Origin of the sequence: Sulfurimonas sp. ST-27 (genome assembly GCF_048081595.1) — a bacterium.
GTDB classification, from domain to species: domain Bacteria; phylum Campylobacterota; class Campylobacteria; order Campylobacterales; family Sulfurimonadaceae; genus Sulfurimonas; species Sulfurimonas hydrogeniphila.
Genome location: NZ_CP182226.1, coordinates 2,056,570 through 2,072,757, shown reverse-complemented (window position 1 = coordinate 2,072,757; position 16,188 = coordinate 2,056,570). Strand labels below are relative to the sequence as shown.

20 protein-coding genes are annotated in these 16,188 nt (G+C 36.6%); 17 read left to right on the top strand and 3 right to left on the bottom strand.

Annotated elements, in window-relative coordinates; translation table 11 throughout:
* The first annotated feature begins 12 nt into the window (after positions 1–12).
* Genes ACM66U_RS10875 through nosD form a run of 9 tightly spaced genes read left to right on the top strand, consistent with a single transcriptional unit; the run spans position 13 to position 6,521 of the window.
* The gene (locus tag ACM66U_RS10875; protein ID WP_346389749.1) at positions 13–768 is read left to right on the top strand and encodes a 4Fe-4S dicluster domain-containing protein; all 756 of its coding nucleotides are present in this window, start codon (positions 13–15) and stop codon (positions 766–768) included.
* Positions 765–1,394, top strand: coding sequence for a c-type cytochrome (locus ACM66U_RS10870; protein WP_346389748.1), 630 nt, complete (start codon positions 765–767; stop codon positions 1,392–1,394). The genes ACM66U_RS10875 and ACM66U_RS10870 overlap by 4 nt, the downstream gene beginning before the upstream one ends.
* Positions 1,395–1,901, top strand: coding sequence for a c-type cytochrome (locus tag ACM66U_RS10865; RefSeq protein WP_346389747.1), 507 nt, complete (start codon positions 1,395–1,397; stop codon positions 1,899–1,901).
* Positions 1,902–1,909: 8 nt separating this feature from the next.
* The gene (locus ACM66U_RS10860; protein ID WP_346389746.1) at positions 1,910–2,815 is read left to right on the top strand and encodes a NapH/MauN family ferredoxin-type protein; all 906 of its coding nucleotides are present in this window, start codon (positions 1,910–1,912) and stop codon (positions 2,813–2,815) included.
* A gap of 2 nt (positions 2,816–2,817) precedes the next feature.
* Positions 2,818–3,456 carry an ABC transporter ATP-binding protein gene (locus tag ACM66U_RS10855; protein ID WP_346389745.1) on the top strand — a complete coding sequence of 213 codons (639 nt, stop codon included), beginning with the start codon at positions 2,818–2,820 and terminating at the stop codon, positions 3,454–3,456.
* Positions 3,457–4,284 (top strand): ABC transporter permease, encoded by an 828-nt coding sequence (locus tag ACM66U_RS10850; RefSeq protein ID WP_346389744.1) that lies wholly within the window; start codon positions 3,457–3,459, stop codon positions 4,282–4,284.
* An 8-nt stretch (positions 4,285–4,292) separates the two neighbouring features.
* Entirely contained in the window at positions 4,293–4,766 is a 474-nt protein-coding gene (locus ACM66U_RS10845; protein ID WP_346389743.1) for a nitrous oxide reductase accessory protein NosL, read from the top strand.
* Positions 4,766–5,290 (top strand): PAS domain-containing protein, encoded by a 525-nt coding sequence (locus ACM66U_RS10840; RefSeq protein ID WP_346389742.1) that lies wholly within the window; start codon positions 4,766–4,768, stop codon positions 5,288–5,290. Before ACM66U_RS10845 ends, ACM66U_RS10840 begins: the two co-directional genes overlap by 1 nt.
* A 22-nt stretch (positions 5,291–5,312) precedes the next feature.
* A complete protein-coding gene (gene nosD, locus ACM66U_RS10835; protein ID WP_346389741.1) occupies positions 5,313–6,521 on the top strand; it encodes a nitrous oxide reductase family maturation protein NosD in 1,209 nt (402 codons plus the stop codon).
* Here nosD and ACM66U_RS10830 read toward each other — a convergent pair.
* A complete protein-coding gene (locus tag ACM66U_RS10830; protein WP_418640755.1) occupies positions 6,502–6,948 on the bottom strand; it encodes a hypothetical protein in 447 nt (148 codons plus the stop codon). The two genes, nosD and ACM66U_RS10830, sit on opposite strands and share 20 nt — an antisense overlap.
* 65 nt (positions 6,949–7,013) lie before the next feature.
* Positions 7,014–8,342, bottom strand: coding sequence for an MFS transporter (locus ACM66U_RS10825; protein WP_418640754.1), 1,329 nt, complete (start codon positions 8,340–8,342; stop codon positions 7,014–7,016).
* A 111-nt stretch (positions 8,343–8,453) separates the two neighbouring features.
* On the opposite strand from ACM66U_RS10825, the gene rdgB reads away from it, so the two are divergent.
* A complete protein-coding gene (rdgB, locus tag ACM66U_RS10820) occupies positions 8,454–9,044 on the top strand; it encodes an RdgB/HAM1 family non-canonical purine NTP pyrophosphatase (RefSeq protein WP_346389738.1) in 591 nt (196 codons plus the stop codon).
* A gap of 144 nt (positions 9,045–9,188) precedes the next feature.
* Here rdgB and ACM66U_RS10815 read toward each other — a convergent pair whose 3' ends face one another.
* Positions 9,189–9,959: an undecaprenyl-diphosphate phosphatase gene (locus ACM66U_RS10815; protein ID WP_346389737.1), complete on the bottom strand. Its 771-nt coding sequence runs from the start codon at positions 9,957–9,959 to the stop codon at positions 9,189–9,191.
* A gap of 87 nt (positions 9,960–10,046) precedes the next feature.
* Here ACM66U_RS10815 and ACM66U_RS10810 point away from each other — a divergent pair, with 87 nt between their 5' ends.
* From ACM66U_RS10810 to carA, 7 genes are read left to right on the top strand one after another with little or no spacing between them, the layout of a single operon-like run.
* The gene (locus ACM66U_RS10810; protein ID WP_418640753.1) at positions 10,047–11,174 is read left to right on the top strand and encodes a pyridoxal-phosphate-dependent aminotransferase family protein; all 1,128 of its coding nucleotides are present in this window, start codon (positions 10,047–10,049) and stop codon (positions 11,172–11,174) included.
* Positions 11,175–12,023: an ATP phosphoribosyltransferase regulatory subunit gene (locus ACM66U_RS10805; protein WP_151899412.1), complete on the top strand. Its 849-nt coding sequence runs from the start codon at positions 11,175–11,177 to the stop codon at positions 12,021–12,023.
* A 19-nt stretch (positions 12,024–12,042) separates the two neighbouring features.
* A complete protein-coding gene (locus ACM66U_RS10800; protein ID WP_418640752.1) occupies positions 12,043–13,302 on the top strand; it encodes an adenylosuccinate synthase in 1,260 nt (419 codons plus the stop codon).
* 9 nt (positions 13,303–13,311) lie between these two features.
* Entirely contained in the window at positions 13,312–13,740 is a 429-nt protein-coding gene (locus ACM66U_RS10795) for a flagellar export protein FliJ (RefSeq protein ID WP_418640751.1), read from the top strand.
* Positions 13,737–14,246, top strand: a complete 510-nt coding sequence (locus tag ACM66U_RS10790; protein ID WP_418640750.1) for a MotE family protein — start codon at positions 13,737–13,739, stop codon at positions 14,244–14,246. The genes ACM66U_RS10795 and ACM66U_RS10790 overlap by 4 nt, the downstream gene beginning before the upstream one ends.
* A gap of 41 nt (positions 14,247–14,287) precedes the next feature.
* Positions 14,288–14,839: a DUF507 family protein gene (locus ACM66U_RS10785; RefSeq protein ID WP_151899416.1), complete on the top strand. Its 552-nt coding sequence runs from the start codon at positions 14,288–14,290 to the stop codon at positions 14,837–14,839.
* 4 nt (positions 14,840–14,843) lie between these two features.
* The gene (gene carA / locus ACM66U_RS10780; protein WP_346389731.1) at positions 14,844–15,983 is read left to right on the top strand and encodes a glutamine-hydrolyzing carbamoyl-phosphate synthase small subunit; all 1,140 of its coding nucleotides are present in this window, start codon (positions 14,844–14,846) and stop codon (positions 15,981–15,983) included.
* The last annotated feature ends 205 nt before the right edge of the window (positions 15,984–16,188 follow it).

Here is a 16,188-nt window from a genome sequence, read left to right as displayed (position 1 = left end):
TAAAGGATAATTATGGCAAAAAAAGTACAAACAGACAGAAGAGATTTTGTTAAATATTCTACATTAGGTTTATTGGGTCTTGTTATGGGAGGTGGTATTGTTTTTAGCCCTTATCTCCAAGGAAAAGAAAATAAGCTAAGACCACCGGGAGCTGTTCCCGAAAAAGATTTTTTAGCATTATGTATTAAGTGCGGACAGTGTCTTCAGGTATGTCCTTATCATTCTATAAAACTTCATGATATTAATCACGGTGCAGGGGAAGGTACACCCTATATTGATGCAAATATCAGAGCATGTTATGCTTGTAATGCAGTACCGTGTGTTTTAGCATGTCCAAGCGGTGCCCTGGATCATAAAACAGAAAAAGCAGAAGATATCCGAATGGGAATTGCTGTTTTAGAGTTTCCCGATACTTGTTTAGGCATTAGCAATACGCCAATTCCAGAAGGCTATGATAATAAAATGCTGGCTTTTACAAAGAGTGTGAGGAATGAAACACCAGAAGAAGTGGAGTTACTTAAAAAGTTTATGGGTAGAGAAGGTCAAGCATGTAATTTGTGTGCAGATATGTGCCCGATACCTAATCCTTTAAGTGCAATTGCTATGGTTCCAGATGCCAAAGGTGGACAAAGACCTGAGATTTATGATGGGTGTATAGGCTGTGGTGCATGTCAAGATGTTTGCCCAACGTCTCAACCGTCAATCATAGTGAAACCCAGAATGACTTATGATGAGTATTATGGAAATAAAAGTAAAGGAATATCATGAATAAGCATATATTATTAGCATCAATTTTTTTCATAATGATTAATTTTACTGCCTGTGGAGATAAGAAGGATTCTGAACAAAAGAATGAAGTTCAGGCAAATACCGTTTCTGCCGGGAGTCCTAAAATTGAGGTAGTGGCAAATAAAAATGAGTATGCTATTAAAGTAAAATCAAGTGAAGATGAGATTGCAAAAGGAAAATCCGGTAATAAGAATTCTTTTTATTATGATTATGGAGAAAAAAGTGAATATGACCAAAATGCTCAGCCTGCAAATAAAGATGCCTCGGTTCGAGTAAGACCGAGAACGGTACTTGACGCTCAGATGCATATACGAAGCCCTTATGAAAGAGTTCAAATTTCACTCATTGCCAAACAACTTAGCCCTACATTTCGGCTTAAATGCTCTGCTTGCCATGATGATTATGCAAATGGTGTTCTTGGACCATCGCTTCTTGGGCGTAATGCTGATTATATTTATGACAAGATTATAGCGTTTAAAACAGGAAAGAAAAAAAATGTATTTATGAATGATTTGATTCATAATATGAGTGATGCAGAGATACGTGCAATAGCAGAAGATATATATAACTTTAATGTTCAAATTCAAAAGATAAGGAATAAATAAATGAAAAATATAATAGCAGGGATTTCTACACTCTTGATAGCTGGATTAATGGTATGGGTATATTTAAACGGAGGTGCTTATAATGGCGGAGAAGCCGGCAGAATCACTGAAGATATAGGCAATAGAGTAGCAACGGCGAAAATTGATAATAAACCGATAGAAAAAAGTGATAGAGAAAAAGAAAATGAAGCATTGACTGCCTTGCGAGATAAAGCAGGAAATATCGGTAGTTTTAAAGTAAGTGATGAGTACAAAAGTAAATGTGCATCTTGTCATGGAGTTGATGGGAGTGGTATGCAGTACGGTAAAAAGCTTATGGGTCCAAAACTATTTGGACAAAGTGCTGAGGAACTTTATAAAAAACTTGATGATTTTAAAGCCGGCAGAAAAGAAAATATGATTATGAGAGGCTTATTACTTCATTTGTCACAAGACGATTTACGAAGATTGGCAAATGAAATAGGAGAATTTCCAAAACGCGCTGAGGCACTTAAAAATTCTAAATAAGGCATAAAATGGATAAGTATAATAGTAGAGAAACTATAAAAAGAACATCGTTTTTATCAACATTTTTCACTACGACAAAAGAGGGAAAGAAGAAGCTTAGTATAAGAGCAAAAAGATGGCTTGTTGTTATTTTTGTGCATCTTCTCTTTTTTCTCTCTTTTGCTATTGATATTCAAATACTTGAGGGAACACTAAACGGTTCAAGGTTTTTAGGGTTTCACCTTATTGACCCTTTTACCACCTTGGAAATGTTGATGGCAGAACATCATTTGCATATTAACATTATCATTGGGGTGAGTACGATTACCATTTTTTATTTGCTCGTTGGCGGTAGAAGCTACTGTGCTTGGGTATGTCCTTATGGAATACTCAGTGAAATAGGTGAAAAATGGCATAATACTTTAGTTGCTAAAAAAATTATAAAAGATAGAAAGTTTGACCATCGCATCAAATACTTTTTTTGGGCAATTTTTTTAATTTTGGCAGGAACGAGTGGTTACTTAGTTTTTGAAACATTTAGTGTTGTCGGAATTTTGAGTCGTACAATCGCATATGGATGGAGTCTCTCTTTAATTTGGGTTTTGATTGTATTTGCTTTTGAAGTTTTCTTTGCCCGTCGTGCCTGGTGTACTTACATCTGTCCTATCGGTGCGACATATGGGATGATTGGAAAAGTATCTGCCCTGCGGATAGAGTGGAATGACAATTGTGACCATTGTATGGTCTGTAGTGATGTTTGTTTTGAAAATCAGGTTTTAGAGATTACAAAAGCAAAATATGACAAACAAAGAGAAGAAGAAGGTATTACACATGAGTACATAACTGGCGCAGATTGTACTTTATGTGGACGTTGTATAGATGTATGTCATGCCGATGCGTTAAATTTTGACTTCAGATTAAAAAGTTTGGTATAAATATGATACAGGTAAAGAATTTAACAAAAAAATTTGGTTCAAATATCTCTTTAGATAAGGTGAGTTGTGAATTTAAACAAAATGAATCTATCGCTTTAATGGGTGCAAACGGTGCCGGTAAGACGACACTTATTCGCTCAATTATGGGATATTATCATCCAAACAGCGGAGAAGTGCTCATTAATGGACTTAACCCTATAAAAAACAGACTAAATGTTTTAGAACATATTAGTTTTGTTCCACAGTTGCCGCCCCCAATTAAGCTAAGTATTGATGAACTTATTGCATATATAGGTGTGAGCGCTAAGGTAGACAAAGAGTTAATTAAGTATTATGCAAACGAGATGAAACTTGATATTAGTGCAAATCTTCACAAATCCTTTTTTAAATTAAGCGGGGGGATGAAACAAAAATTGCTTATTGCCATTTCCCTTGCTAAAAAAAGTGATATTATTATTTATGATGAGCCAACGGCAAATCTTGACCCAAAAGCAAGAGATGATTTTTACAGGCTGTTGAAACAAAACGAAGAAGACAAAGTTTTATTGTTTGTAACACACCGACTTGAAGAGGTGAAAGATTTGGTTAACAGACAAATTTATATGGATTTGGGAAAAATAGTATCAGATGAGAGGTTTTAGATGAAAAATCTATATTTAATAGCATATTTAGATTTAAAAGAGTCACTCCGAGCAAAGTGGTTTGTTGTTTATTCCCTTGTTTTTGGAGGCTTAATAGCACTCTTTTTTATAGCAGGTGTTACGGAGTCTCAAGTGATGGGTTTTAGCGGGCTCAGTCGTCTTTTATTGATGTATATTCAGATTACTATCGTTATTTTACCGATTTTTATTCTGATTACGACAGTGCGTTCTATATCCGGAGACAGAGACAGCCATGTGTTGGAGTATATGCTCTCCTTTCCTATATCTTTAAAACAATATTATTGGGGAAAAGTAATCGGCAGGTTTATTACTGTTTTTCTTCCTGTGTTTTTTGCAATGGTGATTGCTATTGTTTATGGTGCTTTTAAAGGAGCGGCAATACCTTGGAATATTTTCTTTCTCTATACAGGGCTTCTTTTTGCAATGAGTAGTGCTTTTTTAGGGATTGCATTTTTTATATCCTCTTTTGTAAAATCTTCAGAAGTAGCATTGGGGCTTTCATTTTTTATTTGGATATTTTTACTTGCATTTATAGATATCGCACTTATTTCGTTGATGATGCAAGAGAGAATGAGTTCAGGTTTGATTATTTTTATCAGTATGATAAATCCTATGGAAATTTTCCGTGTAGCAGCTATTTCTTTATTTGATCCACAGCTTACGGTTATGGGACCGGTAGCATTTTACATACTTGATTCAATGAGTCAAACAATGTTTGTTCTTGTTTCCATAGGATATCCACTTATTTTAGGTTTAGTGTTTGCATTTTTAGGGTATAAAATATTTGAGAAAAAAGATTTGGTTTAGGAGGTGTTATGATGAAAGTACTTGTCGGATTATTGCTGTTTTGTAGTTTGTTATTGTCTTATGAAATTAAATACAATAAAGATGATGTTGGTTACATACGACATTTAAAGTTATATGAATATCCATCATGGGTATCGGAAATAGAGTTGGCAAACGGGAAAAAAATACTTTTTTCTTCACCAAAAGGGATGTTTGAATTTTATTTGCATCCAGCTTCATGGTTTGGTCAGTATCATATTACAAAAGAGCAAGATTTTAAAAAATTATATGTTACAGATTTTCAAACAGCAAAAACGATTAATGCAAAAGGGGCTTTTTTTGTTTTTGGCAGTAATGAAATTTCACCTGCAGGTGATGATTTAGTCCCTTTTAATTCATATAAAGCTGCCGAGGATTTTTCAAAAAAACATCACGGTGCAAGAATTTTGAGTTTTAAAGAAATTACTTACGGACTTATAAAATTTCTAAATGGAGCAATATAATGAAAAAGCCTACACCGATAGATGAAGAGATACAACTTGATCCAAAAAGATATATAGTAAGTGAAACAGATGCAAAAGGGAAGATTACTTATGTCAATGATTATTTTATGGAAATAAGCGGCTATTGTGAAGATGAGCTTATCGGGCAGCCTCACAGTATAGTACGCCACCCAGACATGCCAAAAGTTGTATTTAAGCTTTTATGGGAAACTATAAAACAAGGGAAAAATATCAATGCCGTTGTGAAAAATATGGCAAAAGATGGACGATATTACTGGATATTTACTGAATTTGAAATACGTAAAAATACAGACACCGGTGAAATTATCGGTTATCATGCTTCACGAAAAACAATTTCAAAACATGTAATTGAAATTATGGCAGACTTGTATGCAGAACTTTTGGAAATAGAAAAAAAAGATGGTGTCGAAGCAAGTGAAAAACATCTTGTGTCTTTTTTGAAAGACAAAGGTGATGATATGGAATTTGCAAATATTATGGAAGAAATACATAGATTTTATTAAAATCTTGCAGGAGTAATGGAATATGTTAGTTTTTTTTCTGTTGCTGATTTCCCCTCTTTTGCTCTTTGCAAATGCTTTACAAAACGCAATAAACTCTGCACCTCCTTATGCAACGATAAAACTACAAAATGCTATATATAAAGGCAATATTTATATTAATAAGCCGCTGACGATTGTAGGAATGGGAAATAATGTTCTTATTAAGGGTGATGGGGTACACAGTGTTATTGTCATTAGAAGTTCTTATGTCACATTGCAACATTTGAAAATTCAAAACAGCGGGATGAATATGCAGAGTATTGATGCCGCAATATCTATGCGTGAAGTACAAAACTGTGAAATACGCGATTGTAATATTTCAGAAGTTTTATATGGTATAGATATGGATAGGGTTGATAATTCGATCATTTCTCATAATTATATAACGACAAAAAAAAATACGCTTCCTTTACGTGCAAATGCGTTAAAGCTTTATTATGCCGATTATAATATTATAGAATCAAATACTATTAAAAATGTACGTGATGTGACTTTAAATTATTCGCATCATAATCTTTTTCAAAAAAATAGATTTATAGGCAACAGATTTGCAACACATCTCTCTTTAAGTAACAATAACCGTTTTATAGAAAATTTATATAAATATAATTCTGTAGCAATGATGTTTATGGGTGCCAAAAATACAAAGGTGATCGCTAATAAAATATTGAGTTCTGATGGTGCTGCCGGAATTGGTGTGATGATAGGCAGTGTAGCAAACTTTGTTTTTAAAAATAATGTAGTCCGTTATAATGCCAAAGCACTCTATATTCAAGGACAGGAGAAAGCAAAAGGGATGAAGCGATATTTTATTGGTAACGAAATAGCTTATAATGGTGAAGCCTTCCACTTTCATGCTTCAATCAAAGATAATACGATTACAAATAATAAAATATTTTCAAATATTGATGATGTAGTTAAAGATGCCGGAAAAAATTTTGACGTGTCAAATATTGTAGAGTATAATTACTGGGACAGATATGAAGGCTTTGATACAAATAATGATGGCATCGGTGATAAACCTTTCAAGGTATATCAATATGCCGACCAGTTATGGCACTATAATCATAAAGTAAAATTTTTTTATGCCAGTCCGGTAATGAGTATGCTTAATTTTTTATCGCATTTGGCTCCTTTTATAGAACCTAATTTGATAATGGAAGATAAAAAACCTATCTTCCAACTTTTTTAACGCGTTTTACAACTTCGTTAAAGTCTATAATTTCTTGACCTTTTGTGATATCATCTTTTGATTTATGGGCAGAAAAGCCATAAGCCATGGGTGTAATATTTTCAGTATCATAGTAAGCTGTTCTGGCATTTATCCATTTTCCTGTTTTGGCGTCTGTTACCCAGATGACGGCTTTGTCCTTCCATGGAATTTGTTCATTATCAAACCAAAGTACCATACAGCCTATGTCATCAAAAAGATAATACTTTCCGGTAGAAGGGTTAATTACTTCAACTGTATTTTTTCTGTCGCTGATAACCATAGCGCAACGTGCGCACATATCTCTGTCGTAGTGGACTTCATGGACTTGAGAGCTAGATTTTTTGTCACACCCCGTTGTTGTGATGAGTGTAAGCGTGAGAGTGACGAACAAGAAGAATAATCGCATAAGTAAATCCTTTTTTTTGCGTTATCCTAACTTATTCTGATGATTTATATGATGATATACATCAATTAGTGTTGAATAACTTGAGCTTTTAAATCATTTTCATCAAGTTTTTCGCTGGCATATTTTATAACAACGACATGTTCTGTTTCATTTATAAACCATTCTGCGACATGTTCACTCTCCAGAGCATGTAATTTATCAAAATCAACTTCATCTTCAGGAATAATAAGATGCGAGTATCTGAGTGGATTTTTCATCTTCAAAGCGGTCCATATAAGCCATAAAATACTGATTGTTCCAATAGTGAAACCTAAAGTTTTTCGTGAACTCATGTCAAGGTAAAGTCCTGCAAAAGTACCGCCTAAAAAGGTTGCAAAGTATGCGGCAGAGTTGGCAATTCCAAGTGCTGCACCTTTTTGATGTACTTTTGCAAATTTAGAAATCATTGACTGTACGAGCGGTTCCATCATATTAAATGCAACAAAGAAAAAGATGACGGCTGTTATAAAAACGCCACTTGATGTTGTTGTTCCCATCATTATGAAAGACGCGGTAAATAAAAGGATAGAGAGTAAAAATATTTGCTTGGGAATATTTCTTTTTTCTCCAAACACGGCAGCAGGTCCCATGGCAATAAGCCCTGCAATCATAGCAGGAACATAGACCATCCATAGGTCACTTTTTCCCCAGTTAAAACCATATTCCGGTTTTGTTAAAAAGATGGGAATAATAACAAATGCAGCAGTCATAAGACCTTTTTGCATAGCATTGATAATAATCATACTTAAAAGGTTCGGATCTTTTAATATGTCAGATGTTTTTGTTTTACCGTGATAAATATGTTTGATTTTTGGGGGTGTCGGTACTTTGACAAATAAAACAACGATAGCTAAAACAGCTAACACCGCAGTGATAAAGAATATAGCACTTAAACCGAAATTTGCAGCAAGAACAGGACCAAGAGCCATTGCAACGGCAAAACTCATAGCGATGAATCCACCCATGATTGCCATAGCATGCCCGCGTTGTTTTTCTTCAACCAAATCGGCAATCATTGCCGTTACAACAGAGCCGATAGCCCCTGCACCTTGTAAAAAACGCCCAAACATTAATGTATATATATCAGTTGAATAGGCACAAATGAGAGAACCGATTAAAAATATAAGTAGCCCGAAAAGTATTGTCGGCTTTCTGCCGACCTTATCACTCATACTTCCAAAAGGTACTTGAAAAATAGCCTGAGTTAAAGCGTAACCCCCGACGATAACACCGACGAGAAAGGGTGTAGCACCTTGTAAATCAAGGGCATAAACAGAGAGAACCGGTAAAACGAGAAAAAGTCCTAAAAATCTGAGAAAAAGAATACTTGAGAGGGGTAAAACTTTTTTGAACATATAAATCCTTTTGTTTTATTGTATAATTTTGCAATTATAGAGCAACTATTATTTATAATTGATTTGCAAAAGATAAAAAAAATAATTTAAAAGATAATTTAAGGAAAAAAATTGAAAAAATTAGTTTTAGCAACATCAAATAAAGGCAAAGTCAGAGAAATAAAAGCACTCTGTAAAGAGTATGAAGTGATACCCTATACGGAACTAATTGATGCCTTTGAAATAATAGAAGATGCCAATACATTTAAAGAAAATGCACTGATTAAAGCAAGAGCGGTTTATAAGGCTTTGGATGATGAAAATGTTGTTGTGATGGCTGATGACAGCGGAATCAGTGTAGATGTGCTTGAGGGTGCACCGGGGATTTACAGTGCCAGATACGGCGGTGAGGATGCAGATGACAAAGAGAATTTAAAAAAATTAATGCAGGATATTGGTGCAAAAGGTGTGATGAGTTCTCCTGCGCATTATACGGCGGCGATTGCTATTGTGACAAAAGGGATTGAAAAAACGGTGCATGGCTGGATGTATGGAACGGCATTGACGGAGGCAAAAGGCGAGGGTGGTTTTGGATACGACCCGATGTTTATACCTCTTGGTTACGATAAAACACTCGGTGAATTGGATGAGGAGGTGAAAAAAGAACTTTCTCACCGTTCTCGTGCTTTACGCCTAGCGGGCAAAATCTTAAAAAGTTTATAAAAACTTACGACTCGCCAGGTAGAATGTTTTTTCTAGTTTATGTAGTAATGAATGTAAGTGGTTATTATATCTGCTAATTCTTTGCATGATATCTCCTTGTACATTAAAATGTCTCGCAAGAAAGATAAAGCAAAGAGTGTTCCATTAGTTAAATAGTGTTAAGAGTATCACACCAAAGAGAATTCTGTAAACACCAAAGGCGACAAAGGTAAATTTTTCCAAAAACTTTAAAAAGAGTTTGATTGTCAGATAGGCAACAACAAAAGCAACGACAAAGCCGAGTGCCAAAGCTTCAATATTCGCGGATGAAAACTCATGGTAATGTTTGAGTAAATCATACCCACTGACGGCACTCATTACGGGAAAAGCGAGTAAGAAACTAAACTCTGCACTGGCTTTTCTGTCTAAACCGACTAATAAAGCTCCGATTATAGTCGCTCCCGCACGTGAAGTTCCGGGAATGAGAGCAAAAATTTGAGCAATTCCTATCCAGAGTGATTGTTTGAGCGTTACATCTTCAACATTTGTTATGAGCTCTTTTTCTTTGGGTATATAAAATTTTTCAACCAATAAAAAGATAAATCCGCCTATAATGAACATAATTGCAACGATAGTAATGCTAAAAAGTTCTTTGATTTGATGTGAGAAGACAAAACCGACGGCACCGATAGGCAAAAAAGCAAGAAAAACTTTTGTCCATAAATCAATATGCTTGAGAGTAAATTTTTCTCTATAGTTGAGTACAACGGCTAAAATGGCAGCAAATTGAATAATGACTTCATAGGCTTTTGTGACATTTGTCTGGTCTATGCCCAAAAATTGACTTGCCACAATCAGGTGTCCGGTAGAAGAGATAGGCAGAAATTCGGTAAAACCTTCAATAATACCCAATATAACGGAATCGAAAAGTGTCATACAAAACCTTTTTTAAAAATTTAAACTTATTTCGATATAATACGAGGTTTTATTTTTAAACAACCTAAAACTCACAGGAAATTACATATGTTACTTTTTACACCCGGTCCTACACCAGTACCGCAAAATGTTAGAAATGCCATGGCTGATGAGACAATGCACCATCGTACCCCTGAATTTGAAGCTATTTTTGAAAAAACACGAAAACATCTTTTTGAACTTTTTGCTACTGATGAAGTTGTTATGATTGCATCAAGCGGAACAGGCGCTATGGAAGCAACAGTAGTCAACCTGTGTAAAAATACACTTTTAAGTGTCAATTCAGGAAAATTCGGCGAGCGTTTTGGAAAAATTGCCAAAGCACACGGACTCAAAAATATTGAGATAAAAAATGAGTGGGACACACCTGTCAGTGTTGAAGATGTTGTTGCCGCTGTAAAATCCAACAGCGACATTGATGCTGTGGCTGTGCAGATTTCTGAGAGTGCGGGCGGACTGAGACATCCCGTGGAAGAGATAGCAGAGGCGCTCAAGGCAATCAATCCGGATATTATGATTATTGCGGACGGGATTACCGCTGTCGGTGTTGAACGTATAGATGTGACAAATATTGATGCGTTGATTGCAGGCAGTCAAAAAGCACTTATGCTGCCTCCAGGACTTGCCATTATCGGACTCAGCAATGCCGCGATAGATAAAATCGGCGAGGGCAAAGGCTACTATTTTAACCTTGCGTCCGAAATCAAAAAACAGCGCCAGAACACGACAGCCTATACTGCTGCTACGACACTTGTTATCGGTCTTTTGGAAGTTTTGGAGACAATAAAAAAAGAGGGTGGTTTCGGTGTGCTATATTGCAATACAGCCAGACGTGCCAAAGCGACAAGAGCGGCACTCGAAGTGATAGGTTTGCACTCTTACCCCAAAGTGCCTGCTCAAAGTATGACAACCATTGATGACAAAGATGCGGCAAAAATTCGCTCCGCTTTAAAAGAGGAGTACGGGGTAAATGTAGCCGGCGGACAGGACCATTTAAAAGGTAAAATATTCCGTATAAACCAGATGGGCTTGATTGCACCGCATGAATCTCTCTGGGTTGTCAATGCGATAGAGTTGATCTTGCACCGTTTGGGACGTTTGGAGTATGCGGGCATTGCTTCAAAAGTTTATAATGAGGTTTATTTTAAAACCGCATTAGAAAAAAAAGAGGTATAAATGATACTTGAACATGAAATACCCAATGGTTCAAAGCTTTATTTTGGCAAATCCGCCAAGATAAAACGCCAGATAGAAAAAACTGCAAGTGATATTCTTGATGCAAATGGCTACGAAGAGATAGTAACTCCTGTGTTTTCCTACCATCAGCATCAGAGTATTGCAGATCAAAGAGAGCTGATTCGTATAAATGATGAAAAGAACAATGCGCTTTCTTTACGTGCAGACTCGACAATTGATGTTGTACGTATTATAAAAAAAAGACTCGGAAGCAATACGAAACAGAAAAAGTGGTTTTATATCCAGCCTGTGTTTACCTACCCGACAAACGAACAGTATCAGGTCGGTGTGGAATTTATGGGGGAGAAAAAACTCTCTTGTGTGGCAACACTGGCAATAGAGATTTTTGAACGCTTACATGTAAAGCCTCTGATGCAGATTTCCAATATTAAGATACCCGAGTTGCTGGTTGCAATGTTTGATGAACTGACTATAGATGATTTCAGACATATCAATATTGACAAGTTTTTGAATCTCAAAGTCGAATGGCTGAGCGAACTTGTTTATCTGCAGTATGTAGAACAGATAGATGATGTGCTTCACAAGGTACCCGAAGCAATCAAAAAAGAACTCTTGAAGATGAAAGAACTGTGCGCGGAAATTGCCTGTGAAAATGCTGTTTTGGCACCAATGTATTATGCAAAAATGCTTTATTATGATGAGCTGTTTTTCAGATGCATAGTAGGCAATGAAGTCTATGCACGGGGCGGAAGATATAAAGATTCAGATTTAACATCTGTAGGGTTTGCAATTTATACAGATACTTTGTGTGAAGCATTAGAGCAATAGAAAAAGAGGAAAAGAAAATATGTATACAAATAAAGCAGATGTGATTGTCGGAATCCAGTGGGGAGACGAAGGCAAAGGCAAGATTGTTGATAAACTTGCAATGGAATATGATATGGTTTGTCGCTCCCAGGGCGGGCACAATGCGGGACATACGATTTGGGTGGACGGAGTCAAATATGCACTGCATCTCATTCCTTCGGGTGTTTTGAATCCAAAAGCCGTCAATGTAGTGGGTAACGGTGTTGTTCTCTCTCCTGTTTCTATTATCAAAGAGATGGAGCAGTTTGAAAATCTTGAGGGACGTCTTTATATTTCAGATAAAGCACATCTCAATCTTGCATACCATGCAGAGATTGACCAGGCAAAAGAGAAGCTCAAAGGCGATAAAGCAATTGGAACGACAGGAAAAGGGATAGGACCTGCCTACTCTGACAAAATCAACCGCATCGGACATCGTGTGGGCGAACTGCTGGATCCTGAGAAGTTGTGTCAGACTATTTTGGACTATTTTGCGCTTAACAAGCCTATTTTTGATGTTATGGATCTGCATGCACCGAAAAAAGAGGAACTTTTGGCAGAGCTTAAAGGCTATAAAGAAAAGTTGGCACCTTATATTACGGATACAACACAGATGGTATGGCGGGCTCTGGACAGTGAAAGCAAACGTGTTTTGCTTGAGGGTGCCCAGGGAACGATGCTTGATATCGACCACGGAACCTATCCGTATGTGACTTCTTCTTCAACGGTGAGTGCAGGAGCCTGTACCGGTCTTGGACTCAATGCAAAAGATATCGGTAAAGTGACAGGGATAGTCAAAGCCTACTGTACCCGTGTGGGTAACGGGCCTTTTCCGAGTGAAGACCTCGGTGAAGCCGGTAGACGTCTTGGTGAACAGGGGAATGAGTTTGGAACGACTACAGGCCGGGCAAGACGCTGTGGCTGGTTTGATGCGGTTGCAACCCGTTATGCAAGCCGTCTGAACGGATGTGACGAACTTGCACTGATGAAACTTGATGTTCTTGACGGTTTTGATGAGGTAAAAGTATGTGTTGCCTATGAATATAAGGGTAAAACTATCGACTATGTACCGATTGATCTGGAAAATGTCAAACCGGTTTACAAAACTTTTAAAGGCTGGGACAATTCAGTGGGCGTGAGAACTTTTGAAGAGTTGCCGGCATCTGCGCAGGATTATGTGAAACTTATTGAAGAGATAAGTAAAACAAAAGTCGGTATAATTTCTACATCACCGGAAAGAGAAGATACAATAATTTTATAAGGATACGCCGTGAAAACACGTTTTACCTCTTTGGTACATGTAAAGAAAAACATTATGCAAAAGAGTGAACGTGTTTTGCAAGAGGCAAATACAAACCTGCAAAAAGCAAAAAAAGCGCTGGAAGACTCTCTGGCGTTTTTGCAGGAAATTTCTCTCCCCTCACATGGAAAAATAGCAGAATTTATGGCAGGAAGGGCACTTTTGGATGCACAAAGAGCCGTGATACAGCATAATCAGGAATGGTTGCAATATGCAAAAAACGAAGTAGAACAGGCAAAAGAGGCATTGAAAAAAAACATGACAGAGTATGAAAAGTATAAATATTTAGAATATGAAGAGATAAAAAAAGCACTCAAAAAAATAAAAATCAAAGAGGCAAAAGATTTGGATGAAATTGCTCTAATGACCTATACAAACACAAGCAAGGAAGCCTCTTGAGATATCTTTTACTTACAGCATTTCTCTGCTCTTCACTTTTTTCGATACAAAACAGTGACAAACTTTTTGAATGCACACAAATATTCAACGAAAGAAAAAATGAACTTTTGGTTGAACTTGAACGTATAGATGAGCAAAAACAGGCATTAAATGCCTTGAAAACGGCTACTGAAGAGTTATTGAAACAAAAAGAGGCAAAACTTTCTTTGAAAGAAGAGGAAGTGAATGCCAAACTGGAGCAGATCAGCGAAAAAGAGAAGAAAATAAAAGCAATGCTTGAGCAAGATGCGCAAATTCTCAAAGAGCTGAAATCGACAAAAATGAATAAAATATCGCAAACATTTGCAAAAATGAAAGCAGGGGCTGCGGCAAATGTACTCTCGGACATGGACGAAATAGAAGCAGTGGCTATTTTGCAGTCTCTCAAACCAAAAGTAGTAGGAAAAATATTAACCAAGATGGATCCAAAAAAAGCATCAAAGTTAACGCAACTATTAGCTAAATAATTGTAAAATACTTAAATTTAATTTATAAGCAGGCTGAATCTATGAAAATATCTCTTAAAACTATTCCCCATATCGCAAATAAAATTGCTGTTGATTTAAACAAAAGCGGTGCTGTTACAATGACAAAAGGGCTTGAAAATGTCGCACTTGAGGCACAGAAAGTATTGGAAGAGAATGTCAAGCAGGAGATGGCTCTTGAGAAAAAAGTAGATGAAATCTGTATGGACAATGAAGAAGAGATTGAGTTTATGCTTGCAGACGAGAGACAGCTTTTCTTTATGATTAAGAAAAAACTGGCTCCCGAATACGGGGTGATTTTAGATTATGAGGAGCGGTACTCGGATATATCGCACAAAATTCTTGATGAACTTTATGAAGAAGATTTGATTCATTTTGAAGTAACGGAAAATCGTATTAAAAATATTATTTACAATGCCATTACTTCTTTTATTGCGGATGCGTCGGAAATTGAAGATGCCGTAATGGACAAAATTCGTTCGTACAAGAGAAAATTTATTCCCGGAACAGATGAGTTTGACATCTTGCATGAAAAACTTTACAGAGAAGAATTAATGAAAAGAGGAATGGAGTAAGCGTATGAGTTATTCATTGAAAAAAGCCTGGATATATTTGGAGAACGGTACTTTTTTGGAAGCAAACAGTTTTGGTGCAGACAAAACAGAGGTCGGCGAAATCGTTTTTAATACCTCAATGAGCGGCTATCAGGAGATAATGAGTGATCCCTCGTATGCCGGACAGTTTGTTACTTTTACAATGCCGGAGATCGGAAATGTCGGTGTGAATGAGCAGGATATGGAGAGCGCCAAGGCGCATGCCAAGGGAATGATAGTGCGAAAATACCAGGGGCGTTATTCAAATTTTCGTGCACAAAACTCTTTGCATGATTTTTTGATTGAGAACAGTGTGATGGGTATTTGTGATATTGACACACGCTATCTGACAAAAATGCTCAGAAGCGAAGGTTCCATGATGATGGTTGCTTCAACACAAATAAGCGACAAAGAAGAGCTGAAACAGATTCTCCAAAACGCTCCCCGCATTGAAGATGTAAACTATATAGAGCAGGTCAGCACAAAAGAGCCGTATCAGCATACTTCAAGCACTTTTTCATACAGAGCATTCAAGTATGACGAAGCACCAAAAGCAGAAGCAAAAATCGTTGTCATTGACTTTGGTGTCAAGCGTAATATTTTAAATGAACTTGTGAGTGCAGGCATCGAGGCAGAAGTCATCCCAAATGATTTTATAGCCGAAGACCTGATAGAAAAATATCATGCAAAATTAATTGACGGCGTCTTTTTGTCAAACGGTCCCGGAGATCCGCTGGTACTTAAACGCGAACAGGAGCAGATTAAAAAGCTTATAGATGCAAAAGTGCCTATGTTTGGAATATGTCTGGGGCATCAACTGCTCTCAATTGCTCACGGATATGATACTTTTAAATTAAAGTTCGGACATCACGGTGGCAACCATCCTGTCAAAAACGAAAAAACCGGACTGGTTGAGATTACAGCACAAAATCATAACTATAACGTTCCGGACACTATTACAGAGATTGCAGAGGTGACACATACAAATCTTTTTGACGGAACCATTGAAGGCTTACGTTATCATGAAGCGCCTGTATTTTCAGTCCAGCATCACCCGGAAGCTTCCCCCGGTCCCAAAGAGAGCCGCTATATATTCAGTGAGTTTTTATCTTTGATAAGAAGATAAAACCCTCTCTTTTTTCGTAATTTTCTTATAGCAAACACATAATTCCTAATTAATTGCTTCCTTTTAGAATGATATTAAAAAAAGTGTCATTTTTATGTCACTTTTAAGATAGATTAAACAAATCTATTGTTAATATACAAATGTTGATTAGTCTTTTGAGTGTATTTATACATTTAAAGACTTAATTGCTTTGAATCTTAAGGAG